7 protein-coding genes, 1 tRNA gene and 1 pseudogene are annotated in these 15,714 nt (G+C 60.5%); 3 read left to right on the top strand and 6 right to left on the bottom strand.

What is annotated here, in order from left to right; all coding sequences use genetic code 11:
* Positions 1-653: pseudogene (locus JIN78_RS03680) on the top strand (hypothetical protein); the annotation flags it as partial.
* Positions 654-810: 157 nt separating this feature from the next.
* Here JIN78_RS03680 and JIN78_RS03685 read toward each other — a convergent pair.
* The 6 genes from JIN78_RS03685 to JIN78_RS03710 form a co-directional block, all read right to left on the bottom strand.
* Positions 811-1,539 (bottom strand): 3-keto-disaccharide hydrolase, encoded by a 729-nt coding sequence (locus tag JIN78_RS03685; RefSeq protein WP_200390588.1) that lies wholly within the window; start codon positions 1,537-1,539, stop codon positions 811-813.
* Positions 1,539-2,441 (bottom strand): uracil-DNA glycosylase, encoded by a 903-nt coding sequence (locus tag JIN78_RS03690; protein WP_200390589.1) that lies wholly within the window; start codon positions 2,439-2,441, stop codon positions 1,539-1,541. Before JIN78_RS03690 ends, JIN78_RS03685 begins: the two co-directional genes overlap by 1 nt.
* 108 nt (positions 2,442-2,549) lie before the next feature.
* Positions 2,550-4,163 (bottom strand): amidohydrolase family protein, encoded by a 1,614-nt coding sequence (locus tag JIN78_RS03695; protein ID WP_200390590.1) that lies wholly within the window; start codon positions 4,161-4,163, stop codon positions 2,550-2,552.
* Positions 4,160-6,514: a hypothetical protein gene (locus tag JIN78_RS03700; protein WP_200390591.1), complete on the bottom strand. Its 2,355-nt coding sequence runs from the start codon at positions 6,512-6,514 to the stop codon at positions 4,160-4,162. The genes JIN78_RS03695 and JIN78_RS03700 overlap by 4 nt, the downstream gene beginning before the upstream one ends.
* 7 nt (positions 6,515-6,521) lie before the next feature.
* The gene (locus JIN78_RS03705) at positions 6,522-11,585 is read right to left on the bottom strand and encodes a GMC family oxidoreductase (RefSeq protein ID WP_200390592.1); all 5,064 of its coding nucleotides are present in this window, start codon (positions 11,583-11,585) and stop codon (positions 6,522-6,524) included.
* Positions 11,586-11,597: 12 nt separating this feature from the next.
* The gene (locus JIN78_RS03710; protein ID WP_200390593.1) at positions 11,598-14,909 is read right to left on the bottom strand and encodes a CvpA family protein; all 3,312 of its coding nucleotides are present in this window, start codon (positions 14,907-14,909) and stop codon (positions 11,598-11,600) included.
* 329 nt (positions 14,910-15,238) lie between these two features.
* Here JIN78_RS03710 and JIN78_RS03715 point away from each other — a divergent pair, with 329 nt between their 5' ends.
* Both JIN78_RS03715 and JIN78_RS03720 read left to right on the top strand, forming a co-directional pair.
* The gene (locus tag JIN78_RS03715; protein WP_200390594.1) at positions 15,239-15,445 is read left to right on the top strand and encodes an RNA-binding protein; all 207 of its coding nucleotides are present in this window, start codon (positions 15,239-15,241) and stop codon (positions 15,443-15,445) included.
* Between the two features lie 127 nt (positions 15,446-15,572).
* Positions 15,573-15,646, top strand: a tRNA-Arg gene (locus tag JIN78_RS03720).
* Positions 15,647-15,714: the final 68 nt, after the last annotated feature.

The following is a 15,714-nucleotide window of genomic DNA, read 5'->3' on the forward strand; positions in this document are numbered from 1 at the left end:
ATTCGGAGATCGAAACAGACTTCCACGTTGGCTACAATTCCACCTACGTGTGGCGTGGTCAGGATCTTGGCGACAACATGTATGAGTATGGCCTCGACGTTGCTGGTTCCTGCGATTGCGGACTCGATTGGAGCGCGGGTGTCTGGTATGCCAATCCTTCTGACAACGAAGCGAATGACGAGCTGAACATCTATGGTGAAGTTTCCAAGGACTTCAGCTACTTCACTGCTGCTCTCGGCTTCATCCACTACGAATTCGACGACACTATCGATGCTGACAACACCGAAGCTTACGGTTCTCTTGGTGCTGCCTTCTACGGCGTTGACCTTGGTGCCACTCTCTACTGGGTTGTCGATGGCGACACCGATGCCAATCCTGCTTGGGGTGAGCTGAGCGCTTCCTACGGTTACGACATCAGCGACAAGCTGAGCGCTTCTTTGGGCCTTACTTGGGGTTTCACTGTCGATGCGGACGGTGGCGATCACTACAACAGCTACAATGCGGCTCTCTCCTTTGACTACGCTGCTAGCGAGAACATCACTGTTTCTCCCTACGTGGCTTACAACGGTGCCGACGGCTACAATGTGGACCGTATCGGTGTTGAAGACTTCGACGGCATCTACGGTGGTGTTTCCGTCAGCTTCAGCTTCTAAGACTGTTTCATTCGTTTGAATTTTTCCAGAAGACGGCTCCGACTGGGTTCGGGGCCGTTTTTTTGTGATCCGGGGAAGAGTCCAGATATCTGGACAAGAAAAAACCCCGGACGAAGGTCTCGTGCCGGGGTTCGTTGGAAGGGGAACGGGGGTTCTCTTAGAGTTCTTTCAGATAGAGGTTTTTCCAGAGAATGTCACCGGATTTTCCACTGTGGACCTGGAGGGCGATGAAGCCTTCGAGGGTGGTGTGCTCGTCGTTGGTGTCGGTGTAATCGGCACGTTTTTCGCCGTTGAGCCAAGTCTGCAGGTGATTCCCCTCGCATTTGATGACGATGGTGTTCCAGTCGTCCCATTTGAAGACTTTCTCACCTTGCTCGGTGAAGGCGGCTTTCACTTCTTCGGGGGCGTCTTTATGGGGATCGAGCCAGCCACGACGTGCTTCGTCAAAGATGCCCGCGGTCCAGGAACGTGCGCCGTTTTTCCAGTTGTCGTGCTCGCATTGATAGCCCATCACCCGGCCATCGGGATCGTCACCTTTGTGAATGCCGCGGAACATGCAGCCGGAGTTGCCGTCTTTGTCGATGAATTTGAATTGGAAGACGTAAATGAAATCGCCGAAGACCTCATTGGTGCGGAGGAAGGTATTGCCTTTTACATTTTGCCCGAAGCCTCGGATAGCTCCGTCTTTCACTTCATACTCGGCTGTGCCGCCGGTTTTGCGCCAACCATCGAGGGTTTTGCCATCGAAGAGAGCGGTGAAGCCGGATTCCTCTAGCTTTGCGGTATCGAGTTGGGCGGGCAGGCCGGCGGGGAGAGCGGCTTTTTCTCCGTGATGGTCGGCCAAGGCCGGAACGGCGAGGAAGAGGGTGAGAGCGAGTGTTTTCATCATTGTTTTGGTAAAAAGTATCCTCGTTGCTTCTCGGAGATGGGCAAGGAAAGCTTTTCCATCACTACGAGGAGCTCTTCCCAGATTTTTCGCTTCTCTTGCAAAGCATCGGCATCATTGAGAAGGAGGAAGGAGGGGTGGTGGGTGACGCGGGTGGGCACCCCTTCGACTTGGTGCCAAGATCCGCGGAGGTCATCAAAACTGTCCGTGCGGTTGAGGAGGCCTTGCGCGGAGGCCGCGCCGAGGGCGACGATGGCTTTTGGTTGCACGATGGCGATTTCGGCAGCGAGAAAAGGGAGGGAAAGGTGGACTTCCTCCCGGCGGGGAGGGCGGTTGTTGGTGGTTTGCCCTGGCATGGCGGGCCGGTATTTGCAGAGGTTGGTCAGGTAGACGTCCTCCCGCGAGAGTTTCATCGCTTTGAGAATGGCGTCCAGTTTCTCGCCTGCGGGGCCGGCGAAGGGATGGCCTTTTTGCTCGTCGTGGTGGCCGGGTGCGTCGCCCACCAGCATGAGGTCGGCGGTGACCTTGCCGCTGCCGAAGACCAGGTGCTTGCGGAAGGAACCCAGCTCGCGGAAGGGGGGCCAGTGGGCGGCTAGAGACTGGAGGGAGGCGAGCTTTTCGGCAGGACTGGAGCCTTGGGGGACTGGTCGAGGTGCTGGTTCGTTACCTGCTGCCGGGGAGGGGGATGGGGTCGCCTTTTTGGCCGGGCGATCCAAGCGAGGAAGCTCTTCAGACGAAGGAGCTTGCTTCGCCAGGTCGGGGGCTTTCCTCTCACTGGGGCCATCGGGGCCGAGGGTGAGTTCTTGTTTGTAGAGTTTGCGCAATACCGCCCGGGCCTCGGGGGTGACCGCGAGGTGGGTCTCGCCCTGGGCAAGGAGTTGGCGGAGGTAGGGCAGCAACATGGCGGGGGCGAGCTTGGGTAAGTTGGGGAGGGGAAACCAGCTCTTTTTAAGGGGAAACCTTGCTCACCATGTTTGCGAAAGAGTCTTTATGAAGATCGTTGGCTCTCGCTACCGGGCGGGGTGGATTTTGAGGAAACGACGGGAATTCTCGAAGAAGTAGCGCTGGTAAAAAGGGCGGAGGCCATCGGTTAGAAAGACCGCTTGGGTGGCCCGGAGGGCGGCGGCGGGATGAGCGCCGTCGGGGAGGAACCAATCGGTGCCATAGAGCAGCTTGTCGCCGAAGTGGTTCTTATGCTCGGTTTCCTCTTGGAGCAGGTTCGTCAGCCGGTGGCCAAAGCGAGCCTGGTCCTTGGGTTCGACCACAAAGGAATTGATGGTGATCTCGCAGTAGACGTGCGGAAACTCGCGGCAGAGGGCGAGAGTCTCCTGGCCCCAGTTGGAGTAGTTCTTTTTCCCCAACCAGAATTCTTCGCCGCCGGCGTGGCCGAGGCAGAGCCGCAAGCCGGAGCGACTTTTGCCGGAGGGAGTCTTGCTTTCCAGGTAAGCCCGCCACCATTTGGGGTGGGAGTGGTGTTCGCCGTAGCCCTTCCTGGCCTCGAACTCGCCATGGCCGGCGTGGGTGAAAACGGGCACGTCATTCTCGAGGCACCAGTCCAGCACTTCGGCCAGGCGTCGGTTGAGCTCTGCGGCATCGAGGGAGCCGAAACGATTTTCCCACTGGGCACCCGGATGGCGGGTGAAGAGGGGGCGGGGTTTGCGGGGAATGTCGTTGGCCGCGGGCCGGTAGCCGGAAGGGGGGTAGATTTTGACCCCGCTGGCACCGTATTTTTCCACCGCCTCCCGGACGATGCGCAGGGCCGAGCCGGGTTGGCCGCCTTCGGTGTGATCGCGGAAGGGGTTGTAGGCGACGAACCAGAGCATGCGGCCCTTTTCCCGGGCGGCTTGTGCCCGGAGGCGGGGCAGTTGCTCTGTGACGAAGTCGTAGAAGCGGCCTTCTTCGCGCTGTTGAGCATAGACGGGGCCCAGATCCATGGCGTGGGAGACGAGGGTGATGCGGGCGCCCTGGTCTCCGTGCAATTGGCGGAAGATGGGCACCATATCGCTGTCGCTCTGGGTCAGCAGCCAGAGGAAGCGGACCAGGGCTTGATCGCTGGTGGGTCCGGAATGATGGGTGAGCAGTTCCTCAAATCCCATCATCTTTCCTGCGGTGCGAATGGCGGTGCGCTCGAGGGGATTCATTTGGTCGGCGACGGCAGTGATGCTTGCCAAACGGGTGTCAAAGTCGACTCCGGGGTCCCAGGCCCCGGCTTGGATTCCTTTTTCGATGAGCCCGATGAGGATACCACAGAGAAAGCCGGGCTGGCCTTCCTGGCGGAGCAGTTCGGGTGTGATTGCTGGCTGGGAGGCGGCTTCGCCTGCGAGTGGTCCCTCGCGGGTGAGGCGGCTGATGGCATCGGCCAGATGAATGGCGCAGCAGTCGGAGATGAGCCAGGAAAAGGGGGGGAAGAGGTCGCGTTTGCCCAAGAGAATCCCGCGCAGGGGGAGGTAGCGGGAGTTGAAAGTGTGGGTGTGAATGTCGATGATCTCGGTTTTTTGGGCCAAGGGCTCCGAGACGGGATCGATTTGTTGCAGGGCGTTCTGGAAGCGTTTTTCCGCAGGAGTGAGGGAGTGGCAGGAGAACATGAGTGGAGTGAGGGTGAGAAGAAGGAGGAGAGATTTCATGAGTCGGTGGCTGGGTGGTTGCTGGAGTGCGGGAGGTGGTGGGAAAAATGCCACTGGCGATCGCCTGCTGCAGAAGCGACGGCGGCGTGGAAGAGAATGGTGCCGATGCGGTGCCATTCGGTTCCGGAGAGTTGGCCGGAGAGGCCTTTGCGAGCCCCTTGGTCGGAAACCCAGATTTCGCCGGAGAGTGGTTCGAGCGTTTTCTCGTTGGCAAAGCGGCGGAGGATTTCCTCGCGAAAGTCGCTCTCCTGCGAGTCGGTGGTGGGGGGGCTTCCCTGCAGGACCACTTGCAGGAAACGGGGCTCTCCGGCTCCTGAGGTGAGAACGTGAAGGGGGCGGGTCCAGGGGCTCCGGCTTTGGAAGGGGTAGGTGATGAGAGTGAGAAGAAGGAGGGGCAGGCTTTGGCGTGACAGACGGAGAGTGGCCGGGGGCGAATTGCTGAGGTGGCTACCGATGATGCTGGGGGCGTGCAGGCCGCCAAAATCTTCGTGGAGAAGAAGTGTGTGGACTTTGTCGTGCTCATTTTCCCGGGGGAAAAGTTGGCAGGCGAGTCCCAGCGAACGGGGGTGTCCATTCTTGGTCTCGGCAGTGAAGGAGGAAAGACGGGCGAGGAGGGGGAAGTTGGTGCCGGGGGCGAGCAGGCCTTGGTAGGGGTTGTCTTTGTTTTCGGCGATTTGCCAAGTTCCCTTTAGGCAAATGCCATTGGCGTTGATGAGTTTGGGGTAACCCTGGCCGGTGGCGCGGAAGGGGGCTTGCGAGTGGAGGATGCGCCGCTGGGCGGCGAGGTAGTCGAAGAGGGGGTGGCGGGTGAGCGTGCCCCACAGAAGGCGCCGAAAGGAAAGCTGGTGAAGGGGGAGCTCCTGATAGGGCTCGGCGGAGAGCTTTTGCCAGGTTTCCTCGCAGGAGAGGGGAGTGGCCTGGCGGTCTTCGTAGTCGAAAGCCTGTCCTCCCCTGGAGGGGTTCGCAGCCTGGCGTGCGTGGAATTCTCCCCCCTTCCAAGCGATAAAAAAGAAGAAAGAGGCGGCGGCGAGAGTGGTGAGCACGAGGGTGAGGAGGAGGAGAGCGAGCTTGAGGCTGGGAGCAAACGAAGCGGCTCCTGCCAGAAGGGTGAGGGCGGGCGCTCCGGCGAGGAAGAGCAGGCCGAGTTGGGCGGGGAGGAGGCGGGAGCGGGCCCAGAGCTTGGGGGTGACGAGGCCGAGAGCGAGAAGCAGGGCTAGAAGGGGGAAGGCCACTTTGCGCCAATTGGCCGGGGTGAGGTCCGGGCGGGGGGAGGGGACCCGGGCCGGGTGATGGGAGAGAGCAGGACCAGTCCACGGGGGCGCGAGATAGGGGAATGCCGCGAGGAAGGGTTTGTCATTTCCCCGGGCCGCATCGTAGTGGGGATCGTCGGTCTTGGCGACTTCCAGCAATTGCCCGTCGCCTTGGATGGCCAAGGGGAGGAGCACGTCATCATTCAGCGCGCGGCCATTGGGGAAGCGAGCCCTTTGACCCGGGCCCGTCGGCAGGCGGAAGATGACGACGTCGGGGGCGGCGTCGTAGGGGCGATGGGCGAAGAGTGGGGAGAGGAAGGTGCGCCGAAAGTCCTCTTCCAGGGTTGGTTGCTCGTGACGGCGGAGGATTTCCCGCACGTGTTGCGAGGGTGGCAGGGTGTTGAGGAGCTCGAAGCGGGGTAGCTGGGTGCGCTGGGCCCGCCCGACATGCTCGACCTTGCGGCCCTTGCGCCAGGCTTCCCCCCAGACGATGACCTCCTGAGCGTCGTCCAGGGTATTGAGCGGGAGGCTGATGATGGCGGCGACCACGTTGTGTCGCTCGAAGCGGGGAAGGAGGAAGGGATCGTCGAAGAGACCGGAAGCCACATTGATGCGCCCGGGCACAAAGTCTCCCTCGGTGAGGGCCTTGCCTGTCGAGAGTCCGGTGACTTCAAAGCGGGCAATTTTTCCTTGTTCATCGAAGGTGAAATCAAAGGCAATGTCGGCGGCAATCTGTTCGGGGTGGTCGAAGTGGCCCCCGTAGCGCTGCTGCATCATGGCCTTATCGTGGCGCAGGCCGAGAGTCCCTCCCCGATTCAGATCGAGGGCGAGGCGATACTCCAGATTGTCGAAGTCGAGAGGCAGAGCCTCTTGGGGCGGGCCCAAACCGGGGAAAACCCCGAGAATGAGGACGAGAGCCCCGGGGGGATGGCTGGAGTCGCTGAAAACGTAAAGATCGGTCAAGCGGGCTTCCCCATCCTGGGCAGGTTTCAGGGGGTTGATGACGAGGGGGTCGGCGTGATCAGAGCTCGCCAGAGGAAGGGAGAGGGCCCCGGAGAGCAGCAGGACTAGGCCGGGAAGGTGGAAGAACGGGAGCTTCATGGCGTGCCTAGTCGTGATCGGTCGCTGGCTCCGGTCCGTTGTTCAAATCGCGCAGTACCCGATTTCCAATTTGTTGACCCAAGGCGCGGTAGCTCTCCCATTGGGCGCTATCGAAGGATTGGTCCAGGGTGGAGTCTTGGGGGAAGTGGGGCCAATTGCTGGCGTAGTTGAGAATGTCGCCCGAGAGCTCGCGATTCAGGCTGGGCTTGATGAGCAAGAGCCAGCTCACCTGTCGCTCCGGGCTATCCTGATCGCCGGGACCGTGTTCATAGGTGATGCGGGCCAGAGCGGCGTGGGGGCCATTGCCCTTGAAATCCCGGGTGAGCTGGTCCAGTGAGCCGAGATAGCGAGCGTCGATCCAAGAGCCGAAGTGGGCTCGGGCCTGGTGGGCGCTTTCTCGCAAGGTCTCCGAATCCGGTGCTGTTGTGGCATCGGGGGGGCGCATGTCGTTCGCAGCGGTGACGATATCATTCCAGGCCTTCTCTTGCGAGTCGCCGAAAAACGCGGCCGACTGGGGCTGGGGCACCCACTGAATCTGGGCTCCGAAGTCGACGCGGACCCGGCGTTCAAGAAGGGCCAGGTCATTGTTGCGGTACTTGGGGTCCTCCCCCGCATCGACCAGGATGATGTAAGGCACGCGGCGGCGGACCAGCTCGTAAGCACCGGTCACCTCGAAGTGCCCCCCGTCGCTGAGGTGCCAGAACCAGCGGGAGGCTCCGTGGAAGCGGCCCCGCCACTCGGCGAGGAGCAGGCTCTGCACTTTGAACAAGCGCACGGGCAGGCTGGAGAGTTTACGGAAGATATTCTCCGGATAGCGGTTGGGGCGCTCGTTGGCCCAGATGCCGGAGTCCCACCAATAGCCAAGGCGGAAATTGACGAGGCCGAAGAAGAGGGAGAGCAAGGGGCTGGTCCGGCGGCCCATTCCGGTGCTGAAGGCCGCGCCCGAGATGGCCATCCAAGTTCCCAGCGAGAGGGGCTCGGCGTTGGCTGCTTCTCCCTGGCGGGTGCCGAGGACGTGGAAGTTGTGGGGGTCGCCGAGGAGAGGGATCGCTTTCAGGGCATTGCGCTCTTTCCCGTTTCTTTCATGGCGTCGTTCGGGGCCATCGTGTCCGTGGAGGCGGCGGAAGAATTTTTGCCAGCGGCGGTGGGGGTCTGGTGCGGCCCATTGGGCGAAATACTTCCGCCCCACCGAGACGCCGGCGGGTCCCAGAGCCATGGGCAGGGCCTTGCGGTCGAGAATGGAGCGATCGGAGGCATTGTCGACGGTCTCGTTGATGCAGACATTGATTAGGTGGAGGGGGCCTCCGGCTTTCTCGGGATGATACTGGTCAAAGGGGAGGTCGTCATCGCCATCTGCCAACTTGATATTTTCTCCTCCCGAGCCGCCGGCTCCGAAGACCCGCCGGGCATTGGTCGCTCCCAGATAGGTGCGGATGAGCCGGGCGGCATAGGACTTGTGGAAAGAGGAGCGATTGAGGACCTCAAAGGCGTAGCCGAAGGCGAGCGCGAAGCCAAAGGCGGTGAGCACGATGAGGAGAAACCAGGCGCGATGGCAGTGGAGCAGGGAATGGGTGCCGACGTGAACGATGAAGAGAAGAAGAGCGAGGAGCGGAAGGGCGAGGACTTTGACCGTGGTCTCGAGATTCCACCCCATCCCTTGGGCCGGGCCCGAAGAGACTTTGTTGGCTAGGTGGCTGAGGAAGGAAAGGGCGGGGGCGGTCATGAGCAGGGCCCCCAGAGTGGTGAGAAAGTCGCCAAACGAGCAGGTGTAGTGACGGGCGGCGGTGTCGAGCGTGGCGATCAGAATGGTGGCGACGAAGAGGGTGAGGGCTGTTCCCAACCAGGCGGTGATGCGGTTGCGAATCAAAATGGAATCTGCCCCCCCGGCTTGAAAATCGGTCCATTCCGTGCCGGGAGGAGAGCCTGCCCGGGATTGGACCCGGGCGAGCTCCTGCCCCAGCCAGCTCAGGAGGAGGATGACGAAGGCGAGCCCGCCCAGCAAAACTTGACCGGTGCCGAGCAAGAACAGGCTGGCGATGAGGAGCACGAGGGTGGCTGCCAGGGGGAGGGGAGAAAGGGGGCGGTAGCTCTGGGGGCCGGGGGTCAGCCAGTAACCCAGGGAGAGAGGAATGACGCCAGCGATCAGGAGGAAGATGGGGAAGAAAAAGAGGGGGCTGGGGTTCACCGTCTCTCCCCCCAGGGTGAAGGAGGCAGGGGCCAAAGTGTCGGGCAGAGCCAGCGAGAGGTAGGCAATGAGAGAGGAGAAAAGAAAGGCCACGGAACCGAGGAGGAAGTAGACCGTAAAGAGATTCCGCCACAGGATGGCGGCGTGCAGCATCAGGTTGCGGGAGCCTCCCCCCAGAATGTAATCGGCCTGCGAGCGGAGCCAGGAAATGGGGGCGGAATGATTTTCCCGCAGGAGATCCTGCACTTTGCCCACAGGGTCGGCCGCTTCGCTGCTATCCGGGGGAGCATTGGTCACTTGCGGACGGGTGAAGAGGCGGCCGAGGAAGCCTCCGGCATAGCCGCCGCCGGAGACTGTGCTGAGGTAGTCCACCCGGCGGAGCAGATTCTTTTCCGCCAGGGCTTGGAGAAAGCCGAGGCTGAAGGTGGCGCTGCGCACCCCGCCACCGGAAAGGGCCAGCCCCAGAGTGTCGGCCGGGAGGCCATTCGCCGGGGTGTCGGCCGCTTGCGGCAGGCGGGCCACCCGGCGGCGCTCGGCGATGGCTTGGGCTTCCGCGCGGCAGAATTCGGCGGGAAAATCCTCCCGCTTTTCGTCAGCGAGGATGGTGTCGGCGGCCTTTTCACTCACCATAAAGACGGGCGCGACGATGAAGTAGCCGGGAATCCGGGGAAAGACGGAGGCGTCCACCACGCGCAGTCCACGCACCCCGTGGACGCGGAACTGGCTGTCGAGGACGGCATGGCGATCGGTGAGCTGGTCCGGGTCTTTTTGCCATTTGTCCGCGCCGATGCGGCAGGTGCAGGAGCAGTGGTGCCCCCAGGCCTGGGACTTGGCCCAGAGGGAAAGTTCTTCGGAATGGTCGGGCAGATCGCTCCCGGGTTGGATCTCCCGTCGAAAGGAGGAGCCGCAGTTGCGGTTGACCTGGCGGAAGAAGGCAATTGCCTCGGTAAGGGCTTCCAGATCGTCTTCCACTTGCTTGGCGGCCCGCTGGGTGAGACGGGGATCGCGGCCCTTCTGGGGGGCGTCTTTCAGAAACTGGTGGTTGAAGGAATCAAAGCAAATGGCTGGCTGCCTGGCGGGGTCGAGGTTCCAGAGCTTGACCCCTCCTTGTTCATTGTGGGTGTAGGCCTTCAGGATGATCCACGACCAGAGGTTTCTTTGCTCTTTGGCCGCCCCCAAAGTGGGCCGGAGAAGCTCTCGCGACCATCCCCAATAGTAGCCGCGAAAGGCCGCCGGGGCCCCAAAGGCGAAAATATCCGGTTCGGCCCGGTTTTCTCGCCACGCGGCGGGACTTTTGCGCAAGACCGCGATCGCGCCTCCATTGGTGGCATAAAGTCCGCTGCGATTTTCCAGATAGCTTTTGCGGGCCGGGTCCGCCGGATCACCGGGCGCAAAGGAAACTCCGTCGAGGGTGGTGAAGTCCTGCGCCACTTCACTGACCAGACTGACTTCGTAGCGGTCCTGCAGATTGCGCCCGACGCCGGGAAGATGAACGAAGCGCTCCCTTTTTTTCTCTCCCTCTTTCTGGTCCACGAAGGTGAGAAAGCCAAAGTCGTCCTTCGCGAAGCGATCATTGGCCGAGCGTTGACGGGCTTCCGCCACCACTTTGCGGTCGCCAATTCCGCTTAGCATGAGTAGCTGGGGGGTGTTGAAGGCCCCCGCGGAGAGAATGACTTCTCGCCGGGCCCGGACTTCTACCCGTTTCCCCCCCTTTTTGGTCTCGGTGCAGGCGTCATACTGGTGCTTTCCCTTGCGATAGGAGACGCCACAGGCGATGGGGATGCCGTCGTCTCCTTCCCGGAAAAGCACGCGCTCGACGTGCACACCGGTGCGGATTTCCAAGCGGTCGGGGCACTTTTCCTGAGTGTTGAGGATGAACTCCCGCACCCCTACCCGTTCCCCTTTGAGGAGCGGTTTGCCGTCCTTCATGCCCGCTTCGCTCTCGATTCCGGTGGGAATGAGGTAGACTCCTTCCGGGCGTTGGCGTCGATTGTCCGGATCGTTGGGGTCCAGGTAGGTGGCGAAGTTGAAGCGCACAAGTGCTCGTTTCAGCATCGCGAGGGCGGGGCCGCGATGGTCCAGAGTGCTCGTCACCGCAGTCTTCAGGACATTGAAGAAGCTCTTGTCGGCCTTGGTGATATTTTCGACCAAAGTGGGTTCGATGAAGCTGGTGGGTTGCCAGCCATCGGAGCCATGGCCACCCCGGTTGAGGAGGGAGCGGGGATCGAGCCAGCGGAAAGCCTTCTCCGACAGCTTGACTAGGAGGGGTAGGCGGCTGGCCAGGAAGTTCCGGTAACGGTGGCGGTAGAGGCAGCGCTCCATTTTGGCAAAATACCCCTGCATGCGCTCTGCCCGCCAGGTCTCGTCTCCCGTCAGATCGGCGATTTCATTCCAATCCCGATCATTGGGAGCCACCACGATCATGGCGTGGTGGGAGGTGCAGCCTCCCAGAGAGGCACAGCGGGGGTAGAAGATGCCGCCCCGGCGCTCCTGGTCCTGAGCCTGATCCAGCCAATCTTCCCGGGGAGGGAAGGACACGATGTGTTCTGGATCGGCCGGATCGCGAAAGCCCTTTTGCAGCTGATTGTATTTCTCGTCCTTTGCCTGCTGCTCGTCGTCTGCGAAGTGGCGCACCGAGAACTGCCAGCTCATCTCCCGTTCTTCGGTGGAAGCGGCATGATAGCCGGGAGCGCGATGGATTTCCCCCGCTTCGGCATGGGGGAAGGCCACTGATTTTTCGCTGGTCGGGTTGTCCCCGGCTTCCAGAAGGAGCACGCGGCGCCCGGCGAGGGCGAGGCGGGCGGCGAGGGGACCGCCCCCGGCACCGGAACCGACGATGATGTAGTCAAAGGAGGGCTCGGCGGCTGTTGAGTCGTTGTTGCTCATGCTCTTGTTTCCTCACAGGGTTCGCAGGAAAGCCTTCAAGTCCTCCTTCTCTCCATCAGTCAGCTCCTCGCCGAACCAATGGCCGCGATCGAGCACGAAGTCGGGGCACTTGCTGGCTTCGATCAGGGCGGGAGCTGCTTTTTCTTGGAAAATTCTCCATGCTTCCTCATCGCTCATATCGTCCTCCGTGGCGGCCATGGCCCGCACCAGACCAAGGACGGCGGCAGGGAGCTTGTCCTTTTTCTCAGGATCCATATTCATCAGGAGGCTGACGGGAGTGCCTTTGGGAATGGGCCCAATCTCGAGGTCGCTTCCTTTGCCATTGAGAAAGCGATTGGCCAGGGTGCCGAGGACCAGGCTGGCCAGCGCTAGGCCGAGGAAGGTGTAGCGCACCGGTTTGCCCAAATCCCGACCGGTGAGGAGGAGCCAAACCCCCGCCCCTGCCAGAAGGAGGAAAAAGAGGACGGTCACCCAGCCCACGATACCCAGCAAGAGGCCCGCCACTGCTCCCACCAGACCGAGAACGGTGAGGAGAATGCCGAGATGGCGGGCCCTCCCCGCCCGGGCTCCCCACAGGAAGAGAACGAAGAGGACAATCCAGATTATGAGGGAAAGCAGCTTGTGCACGAAGGGCGAGGTGACCCCTCTCACCAGCTGGGGAATGAAGGGCGCGGCGAAGGTGAAATGAGTCGCCTGAGGAGTACGGTAAATCATTCCCGGATCCTTGGCGGCGAGAGAGCCCGCCCCCGCGCGGCGGAGATCGCCAAAGCGGAAGCCCTTGGGGTCCAATTCATATTCGGCCTGGTAGCTCCGGGCGCGCTCGCTTTGGTTCAGAAGGCGATCAATGCCGTCCTCGAAGGCGGCCAGCCGCCCGGAGATGCTCGGATCGTGGTTGTAGATTCCTAGGGCGTTGTTGTGGAAATAGGGAGCGGTGGCCCAGAGGGAAATCAGGGAAGGAGGGCGATAGTAGCCGGGACCCCCACCTCCGGCAGGCGGGGAGAAGGAGTCATTGTTTCCGTAGGAATCGGGCGCTTCCTTCTTCGCAATATTGAAATAACGGATTTCTCCCACCGAAGGCAATTCCTTGAAAGTCTCCGACGAGTAGTCGGCCCACACCGAGCCCCGGGTGGCATTGGTGGCCAGTGCCCGGGCGGCATTGGTTCCCACCAGGGTGACGGGAATGCGGAGTTCATTGGAAAGGAAATTATTCTCGAGGAAGGGATCGGGGCCCTCCGCTGGAGCATCGCCTGCCAGGGCGTGGATGCGCCGCTGGTAATCGGCCATCGCAGGACTTCGGCGGAAGGCCTCCCAGTCAGCAAAGGAGGACGGCAGGTGATAGGTGGGCTCTTTCCCCTCCTCGGGAGCCGGCTTGTCGGCCCAGTTTGGTGTAAATTCAAGGTGGAATCCAGGGGGTTGCTTGCTGGAGTGGCAGAGGGCGCAATTATTGAGGAAAACCTCTCTCCCGGCGGAGACGTTGCCGGTTGCCTGAGTGCTTTTCCATTTCTCCAAGCGGGTGTTTTCCTCCTGCCAGGGAGCTTGTTCAGCCAGGGATTTGCCTGTGGTTTCGTGGTGTTTTAAGGCGTCCGCCAGCTTCATGGCTGCGGTGCTTTTTGGCACGGGCGAAGGATTTCCCTCCCCGTCGGGGCCGCCCAAGAGAAAGAATCGCGCCAAATAGGGCACGCGATATTTCTCGTTGGTCATCCAATAAACGGAGTTCCGCCGCGAGGTGGCTACCGAGAAAGGACGCTGGGGTTTGAAGCCGATCACGGGATTGTCCACTTTTTCCCACTGTTCGGAAAACATCCCGATATTGAGATAGACCCGGGCCAGCGCGGGCTCGGTGCCAACGCTGTCTTCGCCAGGGAAGAGCACCATGGGGCAGGGAGCCTCGAGGGGAGATTCGTCGGCAGAACGACCGTAGAAGAGCAAATTGGCCCCAGCCTGCTTCTCCGGCGGCTTCGTCAGGGAGCGTTCAATGCGGCTGGGCACATCGTAGATAGCATTGATGACATTTGTGTTATTTAGATGATCGGTGCTAACTAACGAGGTATCTATCGTGCCTGGAGGTTGACTATTCAGGAAGTGATAGAGAAAGTTTTTTCCGTCAACTGAATTGGCAAAGTTTCTCTGGGGTTTCCAATGTTGACTGCCAATGATAGAAGATAAGTTTTCCCAGCGGGGATTCTCCGGATCGAGGGGCGGGAGGAGAGGGTGGGCACCAATATGGCAAAAGCCACAAGACATGCTGGGACGGAAAGGACGGATGAGATGGGGATCCATCTGGATTTTCCTGTTGCCGTAGTAGTTCTCACCGTCGCTCAGATTACGATTGGCGGTGACTTGTCTTTGCCAGTATTTCCGCGCCTCGGCGGCGGCCTTGGTGTTGCCAAAGAAATCTGGATTGAGCACGAGACGGAGTCCGAATATTCCACTAGGAAAGCCGTAGACCGAGTAATCGACTCCGTCCTTGGGGAGGGCCTCGATGACCTGCCGGGCCAGGTCCTTGTCTCCCGGCTCAAAGAGCAGGCGGTTCCAGTCCGAGAAGTCATAGTCATTATTCGCGTCGCGGTAGGTTCCGGTGGGTGTGGGCACGCTCACCGGTTCGGGGAGGGGGCGGCCTTGCGCGTCGTGAGTTTGCACCAGACTCCGAGCCCCTTGGCCCGCGGCTGGATCCTGGGGAGGCAGGAGAAGGGCTTCGGGGGTGGCTTGGTCAATGCGCAATCCCAACAGTTCAAACAGTTTGTCGTCCTCTCCGGCGGTGACGAAGCCGGGCTGGTTGATGATTCCCTTGTCCCGAAAACGAGAGCTACGCGCCTTGGAATCCATGAGGACGAGGAAATCCTCCAAGCCATAGCCTTGCTCCTGCAACCAGCCCCAGAAGGCCTCGTTGCCCGCACCCCAGAGCAGCCAGGTATTGCGGCCCCGCACGGCATCGCGTTCTCTTTGCGCCATCGCTCCTTCGCTAACGTCCTCCACCTGGCCGTTGCCATTGGCATCGAAGTCCAGGGGCTTGATCTCGCCATCGGCGTGTGCCACCTGGTCCATCAGATAGAAGAGATCGCGGGGCTCGGCGGGAAAGTCTTCCGGAGAGCGAGGGTAGACCGGGGTGCCACGCAGGGTTTTCCCTCCCAGCGCTTCATCCACTGCCTCGTCCTCGTCGACTTCGGAACGCAATTCCTTAATGACGTCTTCACTACTTTTGTCCCAGTAGTCGGGAGTGGATGGTTGCTCCTTGCAGGAGATGAATGATAAAGAAACAGTGACTATCACTAAGTGAAGAGTATGATTCGCCAGTTCCCAGCGCCGAATCGACTTCTTTTTCATGGTTATCTTTTTCTTAGAGAAATATTATTGTTAGAGCAAAGGGTAATTTCTCTTTTTTTAGGTTTGTTAGCGGGTTTGCTGGAAAGGGTGTTAAATAAGTGGATGATACCGCATTTTCATGATGATGATTCAGGGAGAATTGGGGTTTGTGCTCACCGCGAGAGCGGGCCTGCACTTGGGAGAAGGGGGTGGTGCGGCGTCCTCTCTGGATGGGCTTCATGGGGCCGGGAGGAGCAGGACAATTGTCCATCGCTTTGCTTGCGGTAACTCCAATCTTGACCTCTCCGCTGAGGGAGGCATGCTTCCCGTTGTAACCTAGGGAGAGAATCGTGGAGAGTAACTTGTTGCATACGGAAAAGATTTTGGCGGATCGGAAGACCTTTTTCTTGGATCTGAAAGAGAACGCGCGCGGGCGAGTGGTGAAGATCACCGAAGACGTGGGCGGGAACCGGGACACCATCATGGTGCCGAGTGAGATTCTCGGGGACTTCATCGCCGCCTTGAGTGACATCAAGGCCACCAACGACAGCGTTTAGTATCTGAGGTCCAGTCCTTCGCCGGGAGGACGGGCCGACGGCGGGAGAAAAAAGTGAAATTTCTTTTGGTGCGAGCTTGACACCGGTGGGGGAATCCTTATTCTCCGCCTCCCGCCGCGCTGAGAATGCGCTCGTAGCTCAATTGGATAGAGCGCCTGACTACGGATCAGGAGGTTAGGGGTTCGACTCCCTTCGAGCGTGCTCTCAGTGCGGCGGATTTTTTTTATTCGGGCAGTCGATCGGTTGGAGCCCCGGTAGATCGACCTGTG

Source organism: Roseibacillus ishigakijimensis (genome assembly GCF_016595415.1).
In the GTDB taxonomy this organism is placed as follows: Bacteria; Verrucomicrobiota; Verrucomicrobiia; order Verrucomicrobiales; family Akkermansiaceae; genus Roseibacillus; species Roseibacillus ishigakijimensis.

Bases quoted from the DNA above. Each gene is read 5' to 3' on its own strand.
- JIN78_RS03685 (WP_200390588.1), bottom strand. From the start codon at position 1,539: ATGAAAACACTCGCTCTCACCCTCTTCCTCGCCGTTCCGGCCTTGGCC.
- JIN78_RS03690 (WP_200390589.1), bottom strand. From the start codon at position 2,441: ATGTTGCTGCCCTACCTCCGCCAACTCCTTGCCCAGGGCGAGACCCAC.
- JIN78_RS03695 (WP_200390590.1), bottom strand. From the start codon at position 4,163: ATGAAATCTCTCCTCCTTCTTCTCACCCTCACTCCACTCATGTTCTCC.
- JIN78_RS03700 (WP_200390591.1), bottom strand. From the start codon at position 6,514: ATGAAGCTCCCGTTCTTCCACCTTCCCGGCCTAGTCCTGCTGCTCTCC.
- JIN78_RS03705 (WP_200390592.1), bottom strand. From the start codon at position 11,585: ATGAGCAACAACGACTCAACAGCCGCCGAGCCCTCCTTTGACTACATC.
- JIN78_RS03710 (WP_200390593.1), bottom strand. From the start codon at position 14,909: ATGAAAAAGAAGTCGATTCGGCGCTGGGAACTGGCGAATCATACTCTT.